The 16,135-nt window shown below is 62.6% G+C and carries 16 protein-coding genes; 1 reads left to right on the forward strand and 15 read right to left on the reverse strand.

What is annotated here, in order from left to right:
- Positions 1 to 39: 39 nt before the first annotated feature.
- The 3 genes from P3T24_RS31960 to P3T24_RS31970 form a co-directional block, all read right to left on the reverse strand.
- Entirely contained in the window at positions 40 to 510 is a 471-nt protein-coding gene (locus tag P3T24_RS31960; RefSeq protein ID WP_429440771.1) for a hypothetical protein, read from the reverse strand.
- Between the two features lie 1,192 nt (positions 511 to 1,702).
- Positions 1,703 to 1,918, reverse strand: a complete 216-nt coding sequence (locus P3T24_RS31965) for a hypothetical protein (protein ID WP_429440773.1) — start codon at positions 1,916 to 1,918, stop codon at positions 1,703 to 1,705.
- Between the two features lie 352 nt (positions 1,919 to 2,270).
- Entirely contained in the window at positions 2,271 to 2,972 is a 702-nt protein-coding gene (locus tag P3T24_RS31970; RefSeq protein ID WP_429440775.1) for an IS6 family transposase, read from the reverse strand.
- A 47-nt stretch (positions 2,973 to 3,019) separates the two neighbouring features.
- Here P3T24_RS31970 and P3T24_RS31975 point away from each other — a divergent pair, with 47 nt between their 5' ends.
- Positions 3,020 to 3,274 (forward strand): hypothetical protein, encoded by a 255-nt coding sequence (locus P3T24_RS31975; RefSeq protein WP_429440777.1) that lies wholly within the window; start codon positions 3,020 to 3,022, stop codon positions 3,272 to 3,274.
- A gap of 213 nt (positions 3,275 to 3,487) precedes the next feature.
- Here the strand turns inward: P3T24_RS31975 and P3T24_RS31980 are convergent, their stop codons facing one another.
- The 12 genes from P3T24_RS31980 to P3T24_RS32035 form a co-directional block, all read right to left on the reverse strand.
- Positions 3,488 to 3,994, reverse strand: a complete 507-nt coding sequence (locus P3T24_RS31980; protein WP_429440779.1) for a hypothetical protein — start codon at positions 3,992 to 3,994, stop codon at positions 3,488 to 3,490.
- Positions 3,995 to 4,998: 1,004 nt separating this feature from the next.
- Entirely contained in the window at positions 4,999 to 5,832 is an 834-nt protein-coding gene (locus P3T24_RS31985) for a hypothetical protein (protein ID WP_429440781.1), read from the reverse strand.
- Between the two features lie 2 nt (positions 5,833 to 5,834).
- Positions 5,835 to 8,603, reverse strand: coding sequence for an LPD7 domain-containing protein (locus tag P3T24_RS31990; protein ID WP_429440783.1), 2,769 nt, complete (start codon positions 8,601 to 8,603; stop codon positions 5,835 to 5,837).
- On the reverse strand, positions 8,593 to 8,982 hold the full coding sequence (locus P3T24_RS31995) for a plasmid mobilization protein (protein ID WP_429440785.1): 390 nt from the start codon (positions 8,980 to 8,982) through the stop codon (positions 8,593 to 8,595). Before P3T24_RS31995 ends, P3T24_RS31990 begins: the two co-directional genes overlap by 11 nt.
- A 68-nt stretch (positions 8,983 to 9,050) precedes the next feature.
- Complete coding sequence (locus P3T24_RS32000) at positions 9,051 to 9,584, reverse strand: PH domain-containing protein (RefSeq protein ID WP_429440787.1); 534 nt, start codon at positions 9,582 to 9,584, stop codon at positions 9,051 to 9,053.
- Between the two features lie 59 nt (positions 9,585 to 9,643).
- A complete protein-coding gene (locus P3T24_RS32005) occupies positions 9,644 to 10,273 on the reverse strand; it encodes a phospholipase D family protein (protein WP_429440789.1) in 630 nt (209 codons plus the stop codon).
- A gap of 73 nt (positions 10,274 to 10,346) precedes the next feature.
- Positions 10,347 to 11,693, reverse strand: a complete 1,347-nt coding sequence (locus P3T24_RS32010; protein ID WP_429440790.1) for a YadA family autotransporter adhesin — start codon at positions 11,691 to 11,693, stop codon at positions 10,347 to 10,349.
- A 212-nt stretch (positions 11,694 to 11,905) separates the two neighbouring features.
- The gene (gene ssb / locus P3T24_RS32015; RefSeq protein ID WP_429440792.1) at positions 11,906 to 12,346 is read right to left on the reverse strand and encodes a single-stranded DNA-binding protein; all 441 of its coding nucleotides are present in this window, start codon (positions 12,344 to 12,346) and stop codon (positions 11,906 to 11,908) included.
- Between the two features lie 37 nt (positions 12,347 to 12,383).
- Complete coding sequence (locus P3T24_RS32020; protein WP_429440794.1) at positions 12,384 to 12,827, reverse strand: hypothetical protein; 444 nt, start codon at positions 12,825 to 12,827, stop codon at positions 12,384 to 12,386.
- A gap of 7 nt (positions 12,828 to 12,834) precedes the next feature.
- A complete protein-coding gene (gene stbB, locus P3T24_RS32025; RefSeq protein ID WP_429440795.1) occupies positions 12,835 to 13,545 on the reverse strand; it encodes a StbB family protein in 711 nt (236 codons plus the stop codon).
- Positions 13,542 to 13,967, reverse strand: coding sequence for a hypothetical protein (locus P3T24_RS32030; RefSeq protein ID WP_429440797.1), 426 nt, complete (start codon positions 13,965 to 13,967; stop codon positions 13,542 to 13,544). Before P3T24_RS32030 ends, stbB begins: the two co-directional genes overlap by 4 nt.
- 10 nt (positions 13,968 to 13,977) lie before the next feature.
- Positions 13,978 to 16,035 (reverse strand): LPD7 domain-containing protein, encoded by a 2,058-nt coding sequence (locus tag P3T24_RS32035; RefSeq protein WP_429440799.1) that lies wholly within the window; start codon positions 16,033 to 16,035, stop codon positions 13,978 to 13,980.
- Between the last annotated feature and the right edge of the window lie 100 nt (positions 16,036 to 16,135).

The following is a 16,135-nucleotide window of genomic DNA, read 5'->3' on the forward strand; positions in this document are numbered from 1 at the left end:
AGCGCAGCGCAGGGGCGATCCGGACAGGCCGCTCCTTGGCTAGGTCAGTTTCTTGTATGGATTCGGGAAAACTTTCTCGACTGCGGCCTTACGCTTCTGCTGCTTCTGCTCCGTTGACAGCAGCCGATACTGCGCTGGTGTCAGGTCGGCGATTAGCCAGTCGTCAGGTACAACAGCACCTACACCACTGCCTCCACTCACCCTGCTGACTGAAGTGCCAGCGGCCGGCGCGACAGGCCGCTGCGTAATGACGCGTGGGGTCGGGCCTTGCTCTACCGGGTTATTCGCGCGCCGTGCCTTGCGGATTCTCTTGATCGTGAGAGCGAAGGTCGGGAGGGTGAAATCCAGGCCAGCCACCGAGAGTTCGCGCACGACCACCTCGCGTGCGACACCAGCGTGCAATGCCGCTTCGATGTCTTCGATGACGTCGCGCAGTCGTGCCGCCTTCGACCGCCCTTCTGATTGAGCAGCGAGGGTCGCGAGCCGTTCCGAAACCTGTTCCCTGTCCATTTTGCTTTTGTCGTGCCGGAAGATTCCGGACTGATCCTGAAGTGATTTCGGAACGATCCTAACATGATCCAAAGGCGATTCCTACATGCTCCCTGATGATTTCGGAGTGATTCCGGAATGATCCCGATGGTGCAATTTCGGAGTGCGGAGAGGCACGATGGATATGTTCGACAAATTGCTACGCACTTTGCCAAACATATTGTGCCCAAAAGGGATGCCCCTTTGGAAACCCCGGCGGCGAAGCCGCCAGGGTGAGCGCCGGCTGGCGCTCATCTGGTCGCGACGCGGCCCGGTCTGGCAGAGGGGTGGCGTGCTCGAAGCGCCGCTGGCTGGGCACTCTCCATGCGATTCGCTTGGCCGCAGTCGCGGGGCCGCTTGACAGTGTTTTACCTTTGCTTTCCCCGATGGTTGTTAGTATCGCGTTGATGGCAACACCCCCGTGGCCATCGCACTGCCAGACCGGTCTCTGGCAGTGCTGTTTTCGAAGCTTGGCGCGCCACCCCCTGGCGCGCTTTTTTTTGCGCTCCGCAACGGCCACCGCCCTTCATGTCCGCATGACAATCGTTGACAGTTGCACCGAGGCATCGTCGATATCATTTGGCTGATGGCGCGGCCTTGACCGTCGCACCATTGCACGAAAACCTCCACGTGCGTAACCTCGATTTTCAGCGCGTCCTCCCCGGCGCGCTTTTTTTTGCCCTCTGCGTCACCCCCTTCCTGCAAACCAAAGCCCTCGCATTCCTCCCACGGACTGCGCGCGCCGTCGCGCCCGGAGCGAGCTGCTCCGGGGGACCCGCGCGTCAGCGTGGGGAGAGCAGCGTTCGGTGCGCAGCATGCAGCGACGATCCGGTTAGGCAGTGGCCTTGCGATCGGGGGCCGTCCAGCCGCTGAAGGCGGCGGTTCAAGCCCCCTCAGGGGGCGTGGAATCAACGCCGGTTGGGTAGTGATAAAAGGCGGTGATTAAGAGCCGACACTTATCGATGGATTTGCCCGACAGATATTCGCCAACCGATGCAACTAACCGTCAACAAATCATGTTTCCGCGCTCCGGGGCGCCCTGCCAGTGTTGAATGCACCACGACGCAGCGGGCAAAAGTAATGCAGAGCTGGGGGCGGTCAACGAGGATGCGTTGAGAGCCGGTATCCGGCCATCAGGGCGCCTCGCGTGTGCGATTTGAGGGTGAGGTCGTGATCAGCGGCCGCGGCCGCTCTGCGTCGCGCCTGACGGCGCGAGTTCGTGATACGCCTGGTCATAGCAGGCGTCGCGGTCCCAGTCGGGATGCTGCAGCTGCGCGCACGCGATGCGTCGCTCGAGGCGTTGCTGCCGGTCCACGCCGTTCGCCGCGTTCAGCGTCGGCAGGGATGACTCCGGATCGCCCTCGCAGAACACAGCGAGCCGATCGATCATGGTCTTCAACACCTTGGGTAATCCGCCAGCGCCGGTCTTTGGCGGGAAGGGCAGACTACCGGCCCGGGCCGGGACGGCTACAGAATCAGAGAGAGGGGGCGTCGACGGCTCGATCATCCTTAGCGCGTCGGATCTTCGTTTGAGGGGCCTGTGGGACCCGACGTTGAGCGCCCCACTTCTGGCGGCGCTCGCTGGACCCCGGGGCCGGCAGGTGCACCGGCAGACGGATGGCGCGCGGCGACGTCGTTCGCACGCTGCGCGACAAGCTCGACCCTGCGCGCCTGCGTGGCACGGTGGTTCTGTCGCGATAAGGACGAAGGTCGACAGACGTCCCTGGGATCCCCAGAATTCCTTAGAAAGCCAACGAATAGAATTGCTCTGCAGCTGTCTGATTCTTGCGAGTCGACTTCATTTGCCCTTTTCGGATCATATGCATTACTTCGATGCCGCCGAGCACTATCCTCGCACATCGAAAATTCTTGAAGCCCATCATCGGGCGAGTTCGCCGTTTGATCGCTCGGTGGTCCTGCTCGACGATGTTGTTCAGGTACTTACTTTGACGAACCTTGATCGGCTCCTCGCGTTCGGCGTTGATGTCTTTCAAGGCGACCAGATTCGCGCCGCTCTTGTCGATCGTCACAGTCTCGGGTGCGCCGTTCTGATCGATCGCCTTCTCGAAGTAGCGGCGGCCCGCAGCCTTGTCCCGCTTGGCTCGCAGCAGGAAGTCAATGGTGCCGCCCGCCTTGTCGACGGCCCGGTACAGGTACTTCCACTCCTTGCCGATCTTCACATAGGTCTCGTCCATCCGCCAACTTCCGCCGACCGGCCGCTTGCGGCACCGAAACGCCTTCTCCAGCCGCGGCAACATTTTCAGCGCCCAGCGATGCACCGTCGAGTGGTCGACCGACAGCCCGCGCTCCGCCATCATCTCTTCAAGATGCCGAAGGCTCAGCGGGTAAGCGACGTACCAGCGCACGCACAATAACATCACATCGAAAGGATAATGTAGGCGCTTGAACACTTTTGCCAGGCCGGTATTCAGCTTCGGGTTCATCTCTTGACTCCCTCGCTCTCGTCTCGTCACTCTACCAGACGGTCTTATTGCGACAGAACCTGACGAAGTACTGGACGCCGACCCGCGCGAGCTACCTGAACCATGTGCCGAAATCGCGCATTGTCGAAGTGGTGTCCGCTGCTGTCTCAAGGGACGCTGCTACGCCGATGGCCGCGATGAAGAAGGATGCAGCCGCAGAGGCGGCTGGCTGGTTGCCGGAGGTACTGACGAAACGGCAGAAGCCGGATGCCTACGACAGCGACGATGATGGCTCGGAGGACACGGAGGACGAAGCCGCATAGCCAAGGCATCCCGCGCGTCCACTTAGATGCGCGGGTTCGGTCTGCGGCGCGGAGCCGACCACTTCCCTGCTAGCCATGAGCGTTCGCATACCGCGAACGCATCGCGCGCACCGTCGCGCCCGTATCGAGGCGCAAGGGGACCCGCGCGTGAGCGTGGGGAGAGCGCCGACCCGGAGCGAAGCGTAGGGGCGATCCGGCCAAGCCGCACCCTGCCTAGGTCGGCTTTTTGTAGGGATTCGGGAAAACCTTCTCGACTGCGGCTTGGCGTTTCTGCTGTTTCTGCGACGTTGAAAGCAGCCGGTACTGTGCTGGAGTGAGATCGGCGGTTAGCCAGTCGTCAGGTACAACCGCACCTGCGCGACTGCCCTCCCTCACTCCACTACCTGAAGGGACTGCGACCTGCGCGACAGATGAGGCGATTGGCGTGACGCTTTGCACTGCCTGTGAGCCTGACGTCAGCGGGCCGGTTGCGCTGGTTTGGCCCGCGCCTTGTTTTGTTCGATTTTCCGCTTTTCGAAGGCGGCGCAGGATGACCTTGAAGGTATTGAGCTTGAGGTCAAGGCCGAGCGCCGCGAGTTCATCACGTGCGGTGACGTGACTGACCCCGGAAGCAATTGCGGCCTCTACGACCGCGGACACATCACGAAACCGAGCGGTGAGCGAACGGTTGTCGCTTTTTGAGATAACTGCAAACCGTTGTCGTACTGCTTCGATGTCCATATCAGGCCGTGTTGTATCAATTCTGTACCCTGATCGTACCTGAATTGAGCCGGTTTGACTTGGTCCGTACTCCTGCCGAACTATCCTGAATCGAAGCGTACCCAATGTGAATATCCGGCCACATTTCGGAGGCGGAGGGAGGCACGATGGATATGTATGACAAACGCGTACGCGTTTCCCATACATATCGTGCCCAAAGGGGATGCCCCTTTGGAAACCCCGGCGGCGAAGCCGCCAGGATGAGCGCCGCCGGCGCTCATGTGGCCGCGACGCGGCCCAGTCTGGCAGGCGGATGCCGTGTCTCGCGCCGTTCCTTGGCTGAGCAATCTCCACGCGACTCGCGTGGATCGTCGGGCCGTTTAACATTGCCTTACCTTTGTTTTCCCCGATCGTTGTTAGTATCGCGCTCATGGCTACATCCCCGTGGCCATCGCACTGCCAGACCGGTCTCTGGCAATGCGGTTTTCCGAATTCGGCGCGCCCCCCTCCGGCGCGCCTTTTTTTTGCCCTCGGCCGCGATCGCCCTCCTTCCTGCAAGCCAGATGTGTCGCACTCCGCACACGGACTGCGCGCGCCGTCGCGCCCGGAGCGAGCCGCACGGGGACCCGCGCGCAAGCGTGGGGAGAGCGGCGATCGATGCGCAGCGCGCAGCGACGGTCCGGCTGGGCGGTGTATGTGCGATCGGGGGCCGTGCAGCCGCTGAAGGCGGCGGTTTAAGCCCCCTCAGGGGGCGTGGAATCAACACCGGGTTGGTAGTGATAAAAGGCGGTGATTAAGAGCCGACAGTTATCGCCCGAGATGCCCGACAGTTAGCCGTCAACGCACGCAACTAACCGTCAACAAATTACGTGTCGACGTTCCGGTGCGCCCTTTCCACGCGAGCGTGACTCTACCGCGCCGGTCGAAAGGTTCTGCAGAGATGGGGGCCGTCCGCAAGAACGCCCTGGGAGCCGATGTCCGGCCGCCATGGTGCCTCGCGCGCGCGATTTGATAGTAAGGCGGGGTCAGCGGCCGCTGTGTATCGCCCCTGGTGGGGAGAGTTCGCGATAGGCCTGGTCATAGCAGGCCTCGCGGTCCCAGTCGGGATGCTGCAGCTTCAGCGCGCCGATGCGCCGGCGCACCTGGTCCTCGAGCTCAGGGGGAAGATCGTTGGGATGGGTGGCATGCGGCCGGGTGTGCCGGCCGCTCCGATCAAGTCGATGCTTCAGGCTCGCGAGGAACAGCGACCCCTGGGCCTCGTCGCGCTCGCGGCGCTCCGACTTCGCCGCGGCGGCCGCGGCGCGATAGCGACGCAGGACCGCCTTGCTGCGTTCATGTCGCAACCACTTGCCCAGACCGAACGCGCTGAATAGCGCCGTCGGTAGCTGCCGGATTGCTGCAAGCCCACGGTAGTTGCCCGCCTCGTCCTGCTCGCAACGCTGCCAGCTCCGCACAAGACCGGCGGCCTGCAGGTCGCGCATGGCGCGCTCTGCACGGCGAAGGCCGATGCCAGCCTGCTTCGCAAGATAGCTCAGCGTCAGGCACAGGAAGCCACCGCCAGGCTGAGGAATGCCCACCCGCATACTGGGCAGGTCCATGTATTTGATCTGCGCGCGCAGCAACTGCACGCATGCGACGCGTCGCTCGAGGCGCTGCCGCCGATCGGCGCCGTTGGCCGCATTCAACGTCGGCAGGCATGATCCGGGATCGCCCTCGCAGAATTCGGCTAGGCGCTCGATCATGGTCGTCAATACCTTCGGCAATCCGCCGGCGCCGGTCTTCGGCGGGAAGGGCAAACTGCCAACCCCAGCCGGGGCGGCGATAGCGACAGCGAGGGGGGGTGTCGACGGCTCGATCATCCTTAGCGCGTCGGCTCCTCTGTGGTGGGGCTCGCCGATGCCGGACCCATCCCGGGTGTCGATTTCCGCACATCGTGGTCCGCTGGTGTGCTGACCGATGGATGGCGCGCGGCGACGTCGTTCGCGCGCTGCGCGACGAGCTCGACACGACGCACCTGCATGGTACGGTTCAGGTTGTCGTCCGTGAATTCAATGTACAGACCCGCTTCGGCCGCCACACGTGCCGCCTCGAACTGGAATGCTTCAGGACCAGCGAGCTGCAGGGTGCCGCCGAACTTGGCCTGGGCCAGGCGAAGACCCGCCTCGATCGCGTCGCGATCGACCTGCAGCACGCGGACGTCTGGACCCTGATCGCGTACGACGTCGCGGCCGTCGTGTCGATAGGTCACGTCACCGTTACTGTGAACCTGCCAGCTCAGCACCAGCCCACGAAACAGGATCTCGTTACGGCCGCCGGCGGAATGGTCCGCGAGAATGGCGCTGGCCAGCGCGGGCATGATCAGGTTTTCGGGCCCCGTGACGTCCGGAGGTGAGTTGCGCGTGCGGCGCAGCTCGACCAGCGCACGATCGTCACCGGCCTGCGCGCGCTCCTGCAGGTATTCGGAAAACGACCGCCCTTTCGCGGCCCCATAGCGGGCCCTGAAGGCGTCACGCTCGGCGCTGATCGTATCGCGAAGCGTCGCTTCCTGTGTAACGCGCTCCATGCGCAGGACAGACACTGCGGCACGGCGTTGCGACGGCCGGAGATTTGAATCAGCGCGAATTGCATCACGCGCAGATACGAACGCATCACGGATCTGCGTGCGGCGTGCGCGCTCGCTGTCCCGCTGCGCATCGGCCGCAGCGCCTCGTGACTGAGATTGTTTGTCGCGTTGGGCGGTGTAATCACGCCAGAGCGAAGCACGCGGCAGCTCTTTCGCCGGTGGCGCGGGCGTGCGGTCGACCTGACTGCGCCACGTGTCGCGCAGGATCTTTGAGGCATCCTGCCATGGCAGATTGAGCTCCCTGGTCAGGAAGTCCGATACGTTCAGTTGCCGCTTTCCGCACCGGATGCGATCGCCACCATCGCGGCCCTTCGTCACTGCGTACTTCTCCGGCCGCACGCCGTGCGAGTGCGAAAGCGTGGCCAGCAGCCGGCCGGCGTCGAGCTGCCGGCGAATGATGGCGAATTCCGCCTGATCGCCCACGCTGGCCACCGCCTGCCCTTCGCGAACGTCACGCACACGCTGCGACAGCGTGGTGTCGGCTACGCGGCCGGTCGGCCTTACCCGGCCTGCTCGGCGGCGATCGCTATCCCGTCGCAGGCTGTCCGGTTGTACGGAGCGCTCGTGCTCCAGCTCACGATGTGCATGATCCGGCAAAAGCACTGGGTGTCGTACGGGGAGCCGGACCACAGGGACGCCGGGCACACCGTGCACACCGTCGACGTTGAACCCCGCGGCCGTCGCTCTTTTGGGAGCTGCTCGAGTGCCATACTGCCAACGGTCGGCAGGACGCCCAGACTGTCCGCGTCTTGCTCCGCCGGCTCCAGGTCGTGCGTGGCCGACGTCTCGCTGTGCATCGATTCCCCGGACGGGCCCGGGGAATCGTCCGTCGACGTCGCGGACAGATCCGCGCTTGAATTCAAAAACTCGTCCAATGCGTCTAAGCCGCTGCTCGGTTTCGTCGTAACCGGCGCTTCCGGTTCGTGCTGCTCCATCGGTTCCTGGTTCATGATGTTCCTTCAGGTATTGAGAATAAAAGCCGCGCTCGAGCTCGGCGAGCTTCATGAGGCGGTCCTGCGGCGAGGCGTCCCGATACGCCTCGTACACTCGCGTGTTGCCGCTGTTGAGGTACTTCACTTCACGTGCGCGCGTCTCGTACCACTCGGCAAGCGCCGACTGGATCTCGGGTGCTACTTCGCGCGGCTTGCCGGCGACGTCATACGTAGGCTTCACGTCGGCCGATAGCTGCAGGAGCTTTTCTGCGGTCGGCAGTTCGACGAACGCACGGGAAAACACGTGCTCTTTCAGATTGACACCCTTCGCGGCGCCGGGCAGCCTGACGTTCGGATATTCGTTCTCGCGGCCGGCGTTGCGCAGCCGCGTTTCACCGTGCTCGGCAAGCAGCGCCATGAAGTCGTCGTAGCGCTCGACCTGACGATCGAGCACTGTGTCCAGCAGCGATTCCTTCAGTTCCCGCGTCGAATCCCTGAACATGTCGCCCTTGTAGCGGCTGATCATCTCCGAGGCGTCGGTCAGCTCGACCCGGCGATTGTCTTTCGGACTCGCCAGGCCGTGCCGCGTGTTCACGTGTTCCTGAAACGCGTCGATGAAGCGGATATTCGACTTCACGTAGCCGAGCGGTTCCATGTGCTGGCCTGAAATCAGATTGAGCTTCGGAATCACGATGTGGATATGCGGCTTGCGCTCGACCAGCTGGCCGGTCCTGCTGTCCTGATAGCTTTTCACGCGAGGCAGATGCGCTTCGGCGTAGAAGTTGTATTCGTCCGGCCGGTACGCAGAGAATGCGAACTTCTGGAACTCGCGCACGACCGCATCCAGCGTCTCCCGGTCGACGTCATCCTCCTTGAAACTGAGCGTGATCGACAGATAGCGCGCGACGTCCGGATCCGAGTCGATCGACTGGATGATGGCGTCGGTCAGGTCAAGGTCGCCCGCGAGCATCACGCGCTCATCGAGTTCGTCACGTCTGAGCTCACGCCCGAGCTTCTGCCCCTCTTCCAGATATTCCTTCACGCCATCGTGGCGACCCTTCACCCTAATCAACACGATGTAGGTGCGCCTTGAGAAGCTGTTCAACGAGTTCGAGCTGGTCGAGGATCGCGAGAAACGTGGATTCAGAAAGCTTGCCGGCAAGCTGCTGCGTGTTAGCCACGTGCGCGAGCTGGTTCAGGTTATTGCCGGCCTTGTTGACGACAAACAGGATCCGCTTGCGATCGACGCTCGCCGGCAGACGGGCGACGATCTTTGTCCGGTTCGTCAGCACGCACTCGCGCAGGAACCCGGACATCGTCAATCCCGAACTGGTCACCTTTTCCATCAGGCAGACCAGCTCAGCTTCGGACAGCCGGAAAATGACACGACGCGACAGCGGCTCCTCGGGAGTCGGTCTGGATCTGGACGTTGAGTTCGATGGGTCTCTGGTCATCTGTGCTACCCCCACCATGGGTTGAACGTGCGGTCAGTCCATTCGATCGAACTGTTCATCGCCATGCGTCACACCCTCCCAACGTTAAATTCGCGAATGCCTCTGGCATCCCGAAGCGCAAGCGCATAGCTGTTGAGTGCATCGCGCATTGCTTCAGCATCAGGTATGCCGTGCAGAATCCAGAGCGGATGATTCGCATCGCTGCTCTCGATAATCAGCGTGCCGAAGCCGAGAACGCGCTGCCACCACCCAATGCTGGCCTCGACGTTCTGGATGCGGAAAAGCTCCACGCTTGCGACATGTCGTGTCAGGATCCCGCTGCGCCACGTCAGCCGCGCGCTGTCGATCACGATGTGCGTCAGTTCGGTTTCGCAGATCCGGTACGCGGCCAGCCCGAGCGGACAGGCAAGCAGCGCAACCAGCACGGGCCAGGGCAGCACCCAGCCGTGTGCGCTCACGTACACGGCTGCGACGACGAGCACCAGTTCGACCAGGACGCATTGCACAAGCAGCGGCAGGTTGATCATCCAAACGGGCGAGCCGTTGAAGGCGATTTCCCAGTGGTCTTTTAGCGGCTGCAGTTCGTACCGGTGTTCTCGCATGAATCCATCCTCTTCAGGTTCAATCAGGCCGCTGGTGTGCTGTCGGCCGCGTTCAGTTCTCAATACGTCGACCGATAGTCGACGCCCTGGTCCCAACGGCTGTTCCAGTGGTCGAGATAGTCCTTCGCACTGGACGGGCACCGCCACAGAAGCAGCACATTCTCGCTGTTACGCCGTGCAGCTGAGTCGCTGAAGTTGTAGCTTCCCGTTTCGAGGTGATAGCCGTCGACGACGAAGTACTTGTCGTGAGCGATCGCGTAGACGCCAAGCGTGCGGGTCGGAATCCGGGCATTGACCAGCAGGTTGAGTGCGGCGCGCGCCTTGCCAGACCTGTCTTCGACCAGGTTGTTTTTCTCATCGACCACGACAGCGACGTCGACACCCCGACTCTTCGCCTCAACCAGATGGCGCACGACCTCACGTGATGTGAACGAATAGGCCGCGAGCCGGATCGAATGCTGCGCGCTGTCAATTGCCCTGAGAACCAGTCGCTGTGCGCTGCCCTCCGGAGAGAATCCCTGTTCCGGCTGACACGACGAATCGGAGGATCCTGCCTCCACACTCTTGCTGCCGCCGAAGCTCGCCCGCAGGTCATCCAGCAGTCCGGCATGCACAGCGTCAGTTGCCGTCGCTGCGATCGCGAGTACGGCAACCGCGACAGCCGATCTCTTTGTCTTTGAAAATCTCACGTCCACGCTCCCAAGATTGAATGATCCAGCCTGCCGACGGCACCGGCAACGAAGCCGGGCCGTCAGCTGCTCATTACCAGCGATAGCCCGCCTGCACCCGGAACCCGGCCGATCCGCCCGAGGCCTCCGACACGCCGCCAGCGACGTTCAGATTCATCGTCACCTGATACGCGAGCGCCACGCCGACCGCGGCCGCATCGCCGTAACTGCCAGCGGCAACGCCGACCCACTTCTCACCTGTGTTGAGGACCGGAATGCTGGGCATCGCCAGTGCTGCCGACACGCCGCGATCGGTGTATCGCTGTGCCGCGCTCAGGCCTTCGGAAACAGCTCCGTTCAGCTGGTTCACGTTGACAGCGTCAGTGCCGTTCACGCCAGGAGCCACATTGCTGATGGTCCGGTTCAGGCCTGTGGATGCGTTGCCAACGGACACGGTGTTGTCAGCGCTGGCCGACGACCCCTGTCCCAACGCAACCGAATTGCTGCCAGTAGCCGATGAGTTGGCACCGACCGCTACGGAATTCGCGCCCGTAGACCGGGCTGAGGATCCGAGCGCAACGCTGTTCGCTGCACTTGCAACCGAGCTGCCGCCAATCGCCACCGACTCCGATCCAGTAGCACTTGCCGCCGCGCCGGTCGAGTTCGCCGAAAAGTACTTCGAGCTCGCCGGCGCAGCGTTGGATGCGGCCGATGTCTGCTCGGAAATATCGGAATACTGGTTGCCGAGCGTCGATATCGCCGCAGTGTTCGCGTCAATATCGGATTCAAGTGTGAAAAGCTGGGAGCCGTTGACCGCATCGGTGCTGGTCGACGTCACCGCGCCGTTAGCGACGTTGGTGACTGTTACTGGTGCGCCCTGCCCGCCGGCACCGCGCGTCATCGTCGGATTGCCCATCGTGACGGTGTTGCCGCTGATCGTCGCCGGCAGCTGGCCCACGTTCACAGCGTCGGTCGCATTGACACCGGCCGTCACATTGATGATGCTGCGGGTCTGCGACGCAGAGCCGACCGACACCGCATTCGACTGGCCGCCGTCCGTGCTGTTAAGGCCGAGGGCCACCGAATTGCTGCCAGTACTGGTCGCTCCGCTCCCGATCGCGATCGAATTGGTACCGGTCGCGGTCGATGACTGGCCAATGGCGATCGAGGACTGTCCGGATGCGCTCGCTGCACTGCCTAGCGCGGTCGAAGCAAGCCCGTTTGCATTCGCGTTCGCGCCGATCGCTGTGGCGTCGGCTGCGCCGGCAGTTGCGTTCGCACCGTAGGCGCTCGCATTACCGGGCGCCTGCCCGGCACCGTTTGCCGTTGCGTTGAGTCCGCAGGCGGTGTCGGATGCATAGGTCGCGTTCTCGCCAGGCACTGCGCCATGCAACTCCGACGAGCAGTCGACCTGCGCCTGTGCGCTGCCAGCCAGCAACATCAGGACTGCTGTACCAATGCATACAGGTACCGCCCTGAGACGGGTACCGGGTGTGTTTTCTGAGCCGAAATAGTGGCGCGATATACTGTTTACAGCCATGGCGATTACCTCAATGTACGTGTGGGGCTATGGTCAGGCTGGCTCAGGTGTTGGTAGCATCTGGGTCAGCCGCTTCGTTTCAGCACTTCAAAAGTCTTGTGGCACGATCCTGCTTAAGGCAAAGGCGCCTGGCTCCCCTGTGCCGCGCGATCGTATTCACGCGTCCAGTCATCAAGCCCGTCGCCTTCCTCCGGCGCCGCGGCAGAATCGTCGGGCGCGTCTGCGCGGGTACCGCCCATCATCTCGAGGCGCTGGACCAGCACCTCGGTCGTATAGCGATCCTGGCCGTCGCTGGTTTGCCACTTCCGTGTACGCAGGCGCCCGTCGACATAAACGCGCGATCCCTTGACCAGATGTGCCTCCACTACACCGGCGAGTCGGCCAAAGAACACCAGGCGGTGCCACTCGGTCTCCTGTTTCATCTCACCTGTTGTCTTGTCCCTGAAGTGATCAGTCGACGCGAGTCGCGCGTTTGCGACTACGACGCCTCCTTCCAGGTGTCGCACTTCGGGATCCGCGCCGAAGCGACCAGTAAGGACTATGTGATTTGTCATCTGAACCTCCTGTCGTTGAAGAGCAGCATTCAGCTGCTCAGTGAAAACGCAACATCACCCACACGCCACATAGCACGGCGATCGCTGTGAACGTGGCGGTCATGATTGCTACCGCCATTCGGTCTACGAACTGGCGGCCGGCATGCGCCGTCAAGCCCCGGTCGACGCCCTGCAGTGTCCGTTCGACCTTGCCCAGCAACTCGCCCATCGCTTCCCTGAACGACTTCTGCGCCTGGTTCGTCGCATGGGCCGTGATCTGCCCAAAGACGGTTTCGCGTGCAGCGGCGAGATCGGCGCAAAGCGCCCGCAGTTCGACCACCCGTGCAGTGATCCGGGTATCGATGTCGGCCTCGATCGCCGCAAGATCCCTGACGGATTTATGCAGCGCGGCGACGTCACCCATGATCTCGGCAAGTGCTGCATCGCGCAGTTCTGCGCTCGGCATGTAGCCATGATCCCGACTGGCCTCCGCTCCGCTCATGTCCACCTCACGCAGTAATTGTCTTGAATACGGCGTCCAGCTCTGCGCTCACGCTGCCGGCCAGACGACGCATCGAAACCAGCTTGGCGAGTCGTGCCTTCTCCTGTACGTCGGCTGTTTTCGCAATCTCAGCCTTGTAGTCCGTGGTATCGGCCAGGATCGCGTCGATGCTCATACCGAACGCGGCCGCGCGGCTATAAATCTCGCTGCGGTGAATGACCGCGTCGCGCAAGAGCGTGAAGCTGCGATGAGACTTGTGGTGCGAGAAGATCGGCTCGAACACACGCTCGAGGTCACTGTGTTCGACGCGGTCAACCATGTTGAAGATCACAAGGATCCGGTTTGCTGGAACGCCGTACGCCTGCAGCTCGCTGATCGTCGCGACCGTGTCGCGCTGTTGCTTGCCGGCAGGCACGGTCGGCACGATGAACCGGTCGAAGTCCTCGTGCGAGCCCTCAAACTCGCTCATCAGCGTCATGAAGTCTTCGACGTTAGACGCACCCACGTCGACAATGAGCCTCTGACCGGCGAGCAGCCGCTCCTGGAGCTCACCGAACTGCTGACCCCGCATCGTCTCGGCGGACGCACCTGCAGTTTCATCAGCATTGATCGATTCGATCGCAACGACTTCGGCATCGGGCATGCGAGGTGCGAGCAGATGACGTACAGTCGTCGTCTTGCCGACGTTTCCACTGAAATTGACAACGGCGAAATTCATTTCACTTGCTCCTGATCGTGCGCGGAATGACGGCTCACAGCCTCGCGCGGTTCGTAAATCAACACGATGCGTTCGCCGGCGACAGCCTCGCAAACGCATACACCACTCCCCTGATACCGCCACACCGGATTGCCCATCACACGCAGTCCCGTGTCCGCACGCGCGCCGCTTGCTGCGTCCAATGCTTGCACCGCGTCCAGATCAATCAGACGCTGGCCGGTCCGGATGCAGGCACGCAGATCGATATCAGCCGCACGATGCGAGAACCTCGCTTTCAGGGCTTCGATGAACGGCTGGAACATCGCGTCCCCGAGCTGGCACAGGTCACACCAGTACGGCTCCCGCGGGGCACCCCGCACAAGCCAGCCCGGACGGCGCAAGCGGACAGGACGACGCGAGGTGTAGGAAGGACGCTTTTGCATGTGGCTTCCCCTATCGCCCGAGTCCCGGCACGTCCTTGTCGGACACGCCCCGGCCGCGGCCGGGTGACTTCTGCTCTGGTGCCGGCGGGGGAGCGTTGCGTGCGACACGCTCCTGCTCGACTTTTGCAAGCCGCGTATCGAGCGCGACGCCAAGGGACTCACGCGTGCCGCCGGCACGCTCATGTGCGCGCTCGGCCTGCATGCCGGCCGCGGCGCGCTCGGCGAACCGGTTCATCACCTCGCGCCGCACGTTTTCCGGCAGTTTCGAAGTCGCCTTCTCAAACTGCTCACGCAGATCCCGCATGGGCGTCTCGATCCGAACGTCCCATGTGTTGCGCTGAACCTCTTTCGGTTCGTGACCAATGACCTTGCCGGACGCATCCTTGACGTCAGCCTCGACCGTCACCCACTCCTTGCCGAGGTTCTCGAGGGCAATCAAATCACCCGCTTTCGCGCCAGATTCCGTGATTGCGCGCTTCAGGTCCACGCCCCATACGGTTTTTTCCGCGCCAATCTCGTCCTTGTAGGTGACGTAGTAGGAATCCTTGTTCGCCTTGTCGTGCAGATAAGGGGCAGCACCGTGCTCAACGAGCGTCTTTTCTGCTGTAGCTACGGGAGGCTGCGCCTGCGACGGTTCCTGCTGTTGCCGATGCTGCGCAAGTGCGGCACCAAACTCAACGGGTTTGATGTTGTCGATGACTTCACGGGCTTGCGCATAGGTAAAGGCCGCGATCTCAGGCACCTCTGGTGATCGCGTGGCCATCAGTTCATTAAAGGCCTTCGGAGTGATATTCGATAAACGGTCCTCAAAAGCGGCAAAGCACTGTGTCCCCGTTGCGGGCACATTGCGAAGTTCAGGCGACAAGACCAGCATTGCCGTAAAGAATCGATCCGTGTTTTTCGTCGGATGGGTATGCTGTTGCGTGGCCGCGGGCTCGACAGGCAGGTCTCGCGCGGCAATCACATTGGCAGCGGGTATGTCCGCCTCCGCGTGAGTTCGCCGTGGCGTGCGCTCGCCGGCCGAGATGTTTAGAGCGTCGCGCTCTCTCCGTGCCGCTTCCAGCAGCGCCTGATCCCGCTCATCGGGCTTGAACCCTTTCGCATCGATCCCGGCAAGCGTCGCCTCGATCCATGCGTTGCGACGGAATTCGTCGCTGCCGTTGAGGGCGATCTCCTTCCAGCCCTTCGCCTGTGCGACGGCGATCATGTCAGCGATCGTCTTGCGATCGTCGCTCGGCGTTGACAGCCGCGATCCCTTATCCTCGAAGTGAGGCTCCCCACTCAAGTCCGGGGTCTTGTCTGCACCGTCGAACTTCCAGTATTTGCCGTTCTGGACCACATAGCGGCTCAGGATCGCGGCAGGAATTTCGTAGCCTTCACGCTCGACAACCGGCGCCCCCTCGCCGGACTGGCCACGATCACCCACCTCGCGAGAAAGGACGGGCTCCATCCCGTTCTGTGTGGCAGACGCACCGGCCGCTGGCATCGACGCAGTAGCTGGCACCACTGTCTGAACCGCTACCTGTCCCATCTCAGCGCGCGCCGTTTCCAGATCTCGGGCACGCTGCGCGGCCAGGCGGTCGAGAGCCAACTGGTCGACCGTGACCTCGGGAGGCAACCTGGCATCGTTTGCGACCACGCGCTCCTTGAGCGCAACGCGCGGGTCGTTTGCGGCATCCACTGGACGGCCCGTGTCCGGCCCGACCGGGTCATTGGAGGCAGCTTTCGTTACGGGCGGCGCTTCAACTACGGGCACCCCGGACAACGAGCCGTCCGGCACCGGAACATCGATCCGTGCCCCTGCAATCACGGGGCCATCGTCGCCTGACGCCTGCACGCCATCGAGCCGGGAGTCAGCCAGGTCGCCTGCGGCTGCCGCCTCCAAGACTGTTTTTGCCAGCTCGGGGTCAACTCCGCGCAGCGCTTCGGCATATGCAGGATCACGGGCATTCGATGCAAGATGACGGATCGCGCCATCGCGTGCCTCTGGATCGGCCAGCCCGCGAACCTCTTCGACATCGAGCTCCGCCCAGCTCCGGTATCCGCGCTCCTTGGTGGGGGCCGTCATCGCCTCTACAAAGGCCTGGCCACCGCCGGCGCTGCGCTCGGCAATATCCGGCCGACGTGCCGGCGTCGCCGGTGCTGCCGGAGAGGTTTCACGTCGCACC

Origin of the sequence: Paraburkholderia sp. GAS33 (assembly GCF_050436645.1) — a bacterium.
Lineage (GTDB): Bacteria > Pseudomonadota > Gammaproteobacteria > Burkholderiales > Burkholderiaceae > Paraburkholderia > Paraburkholderia phenazinium_B.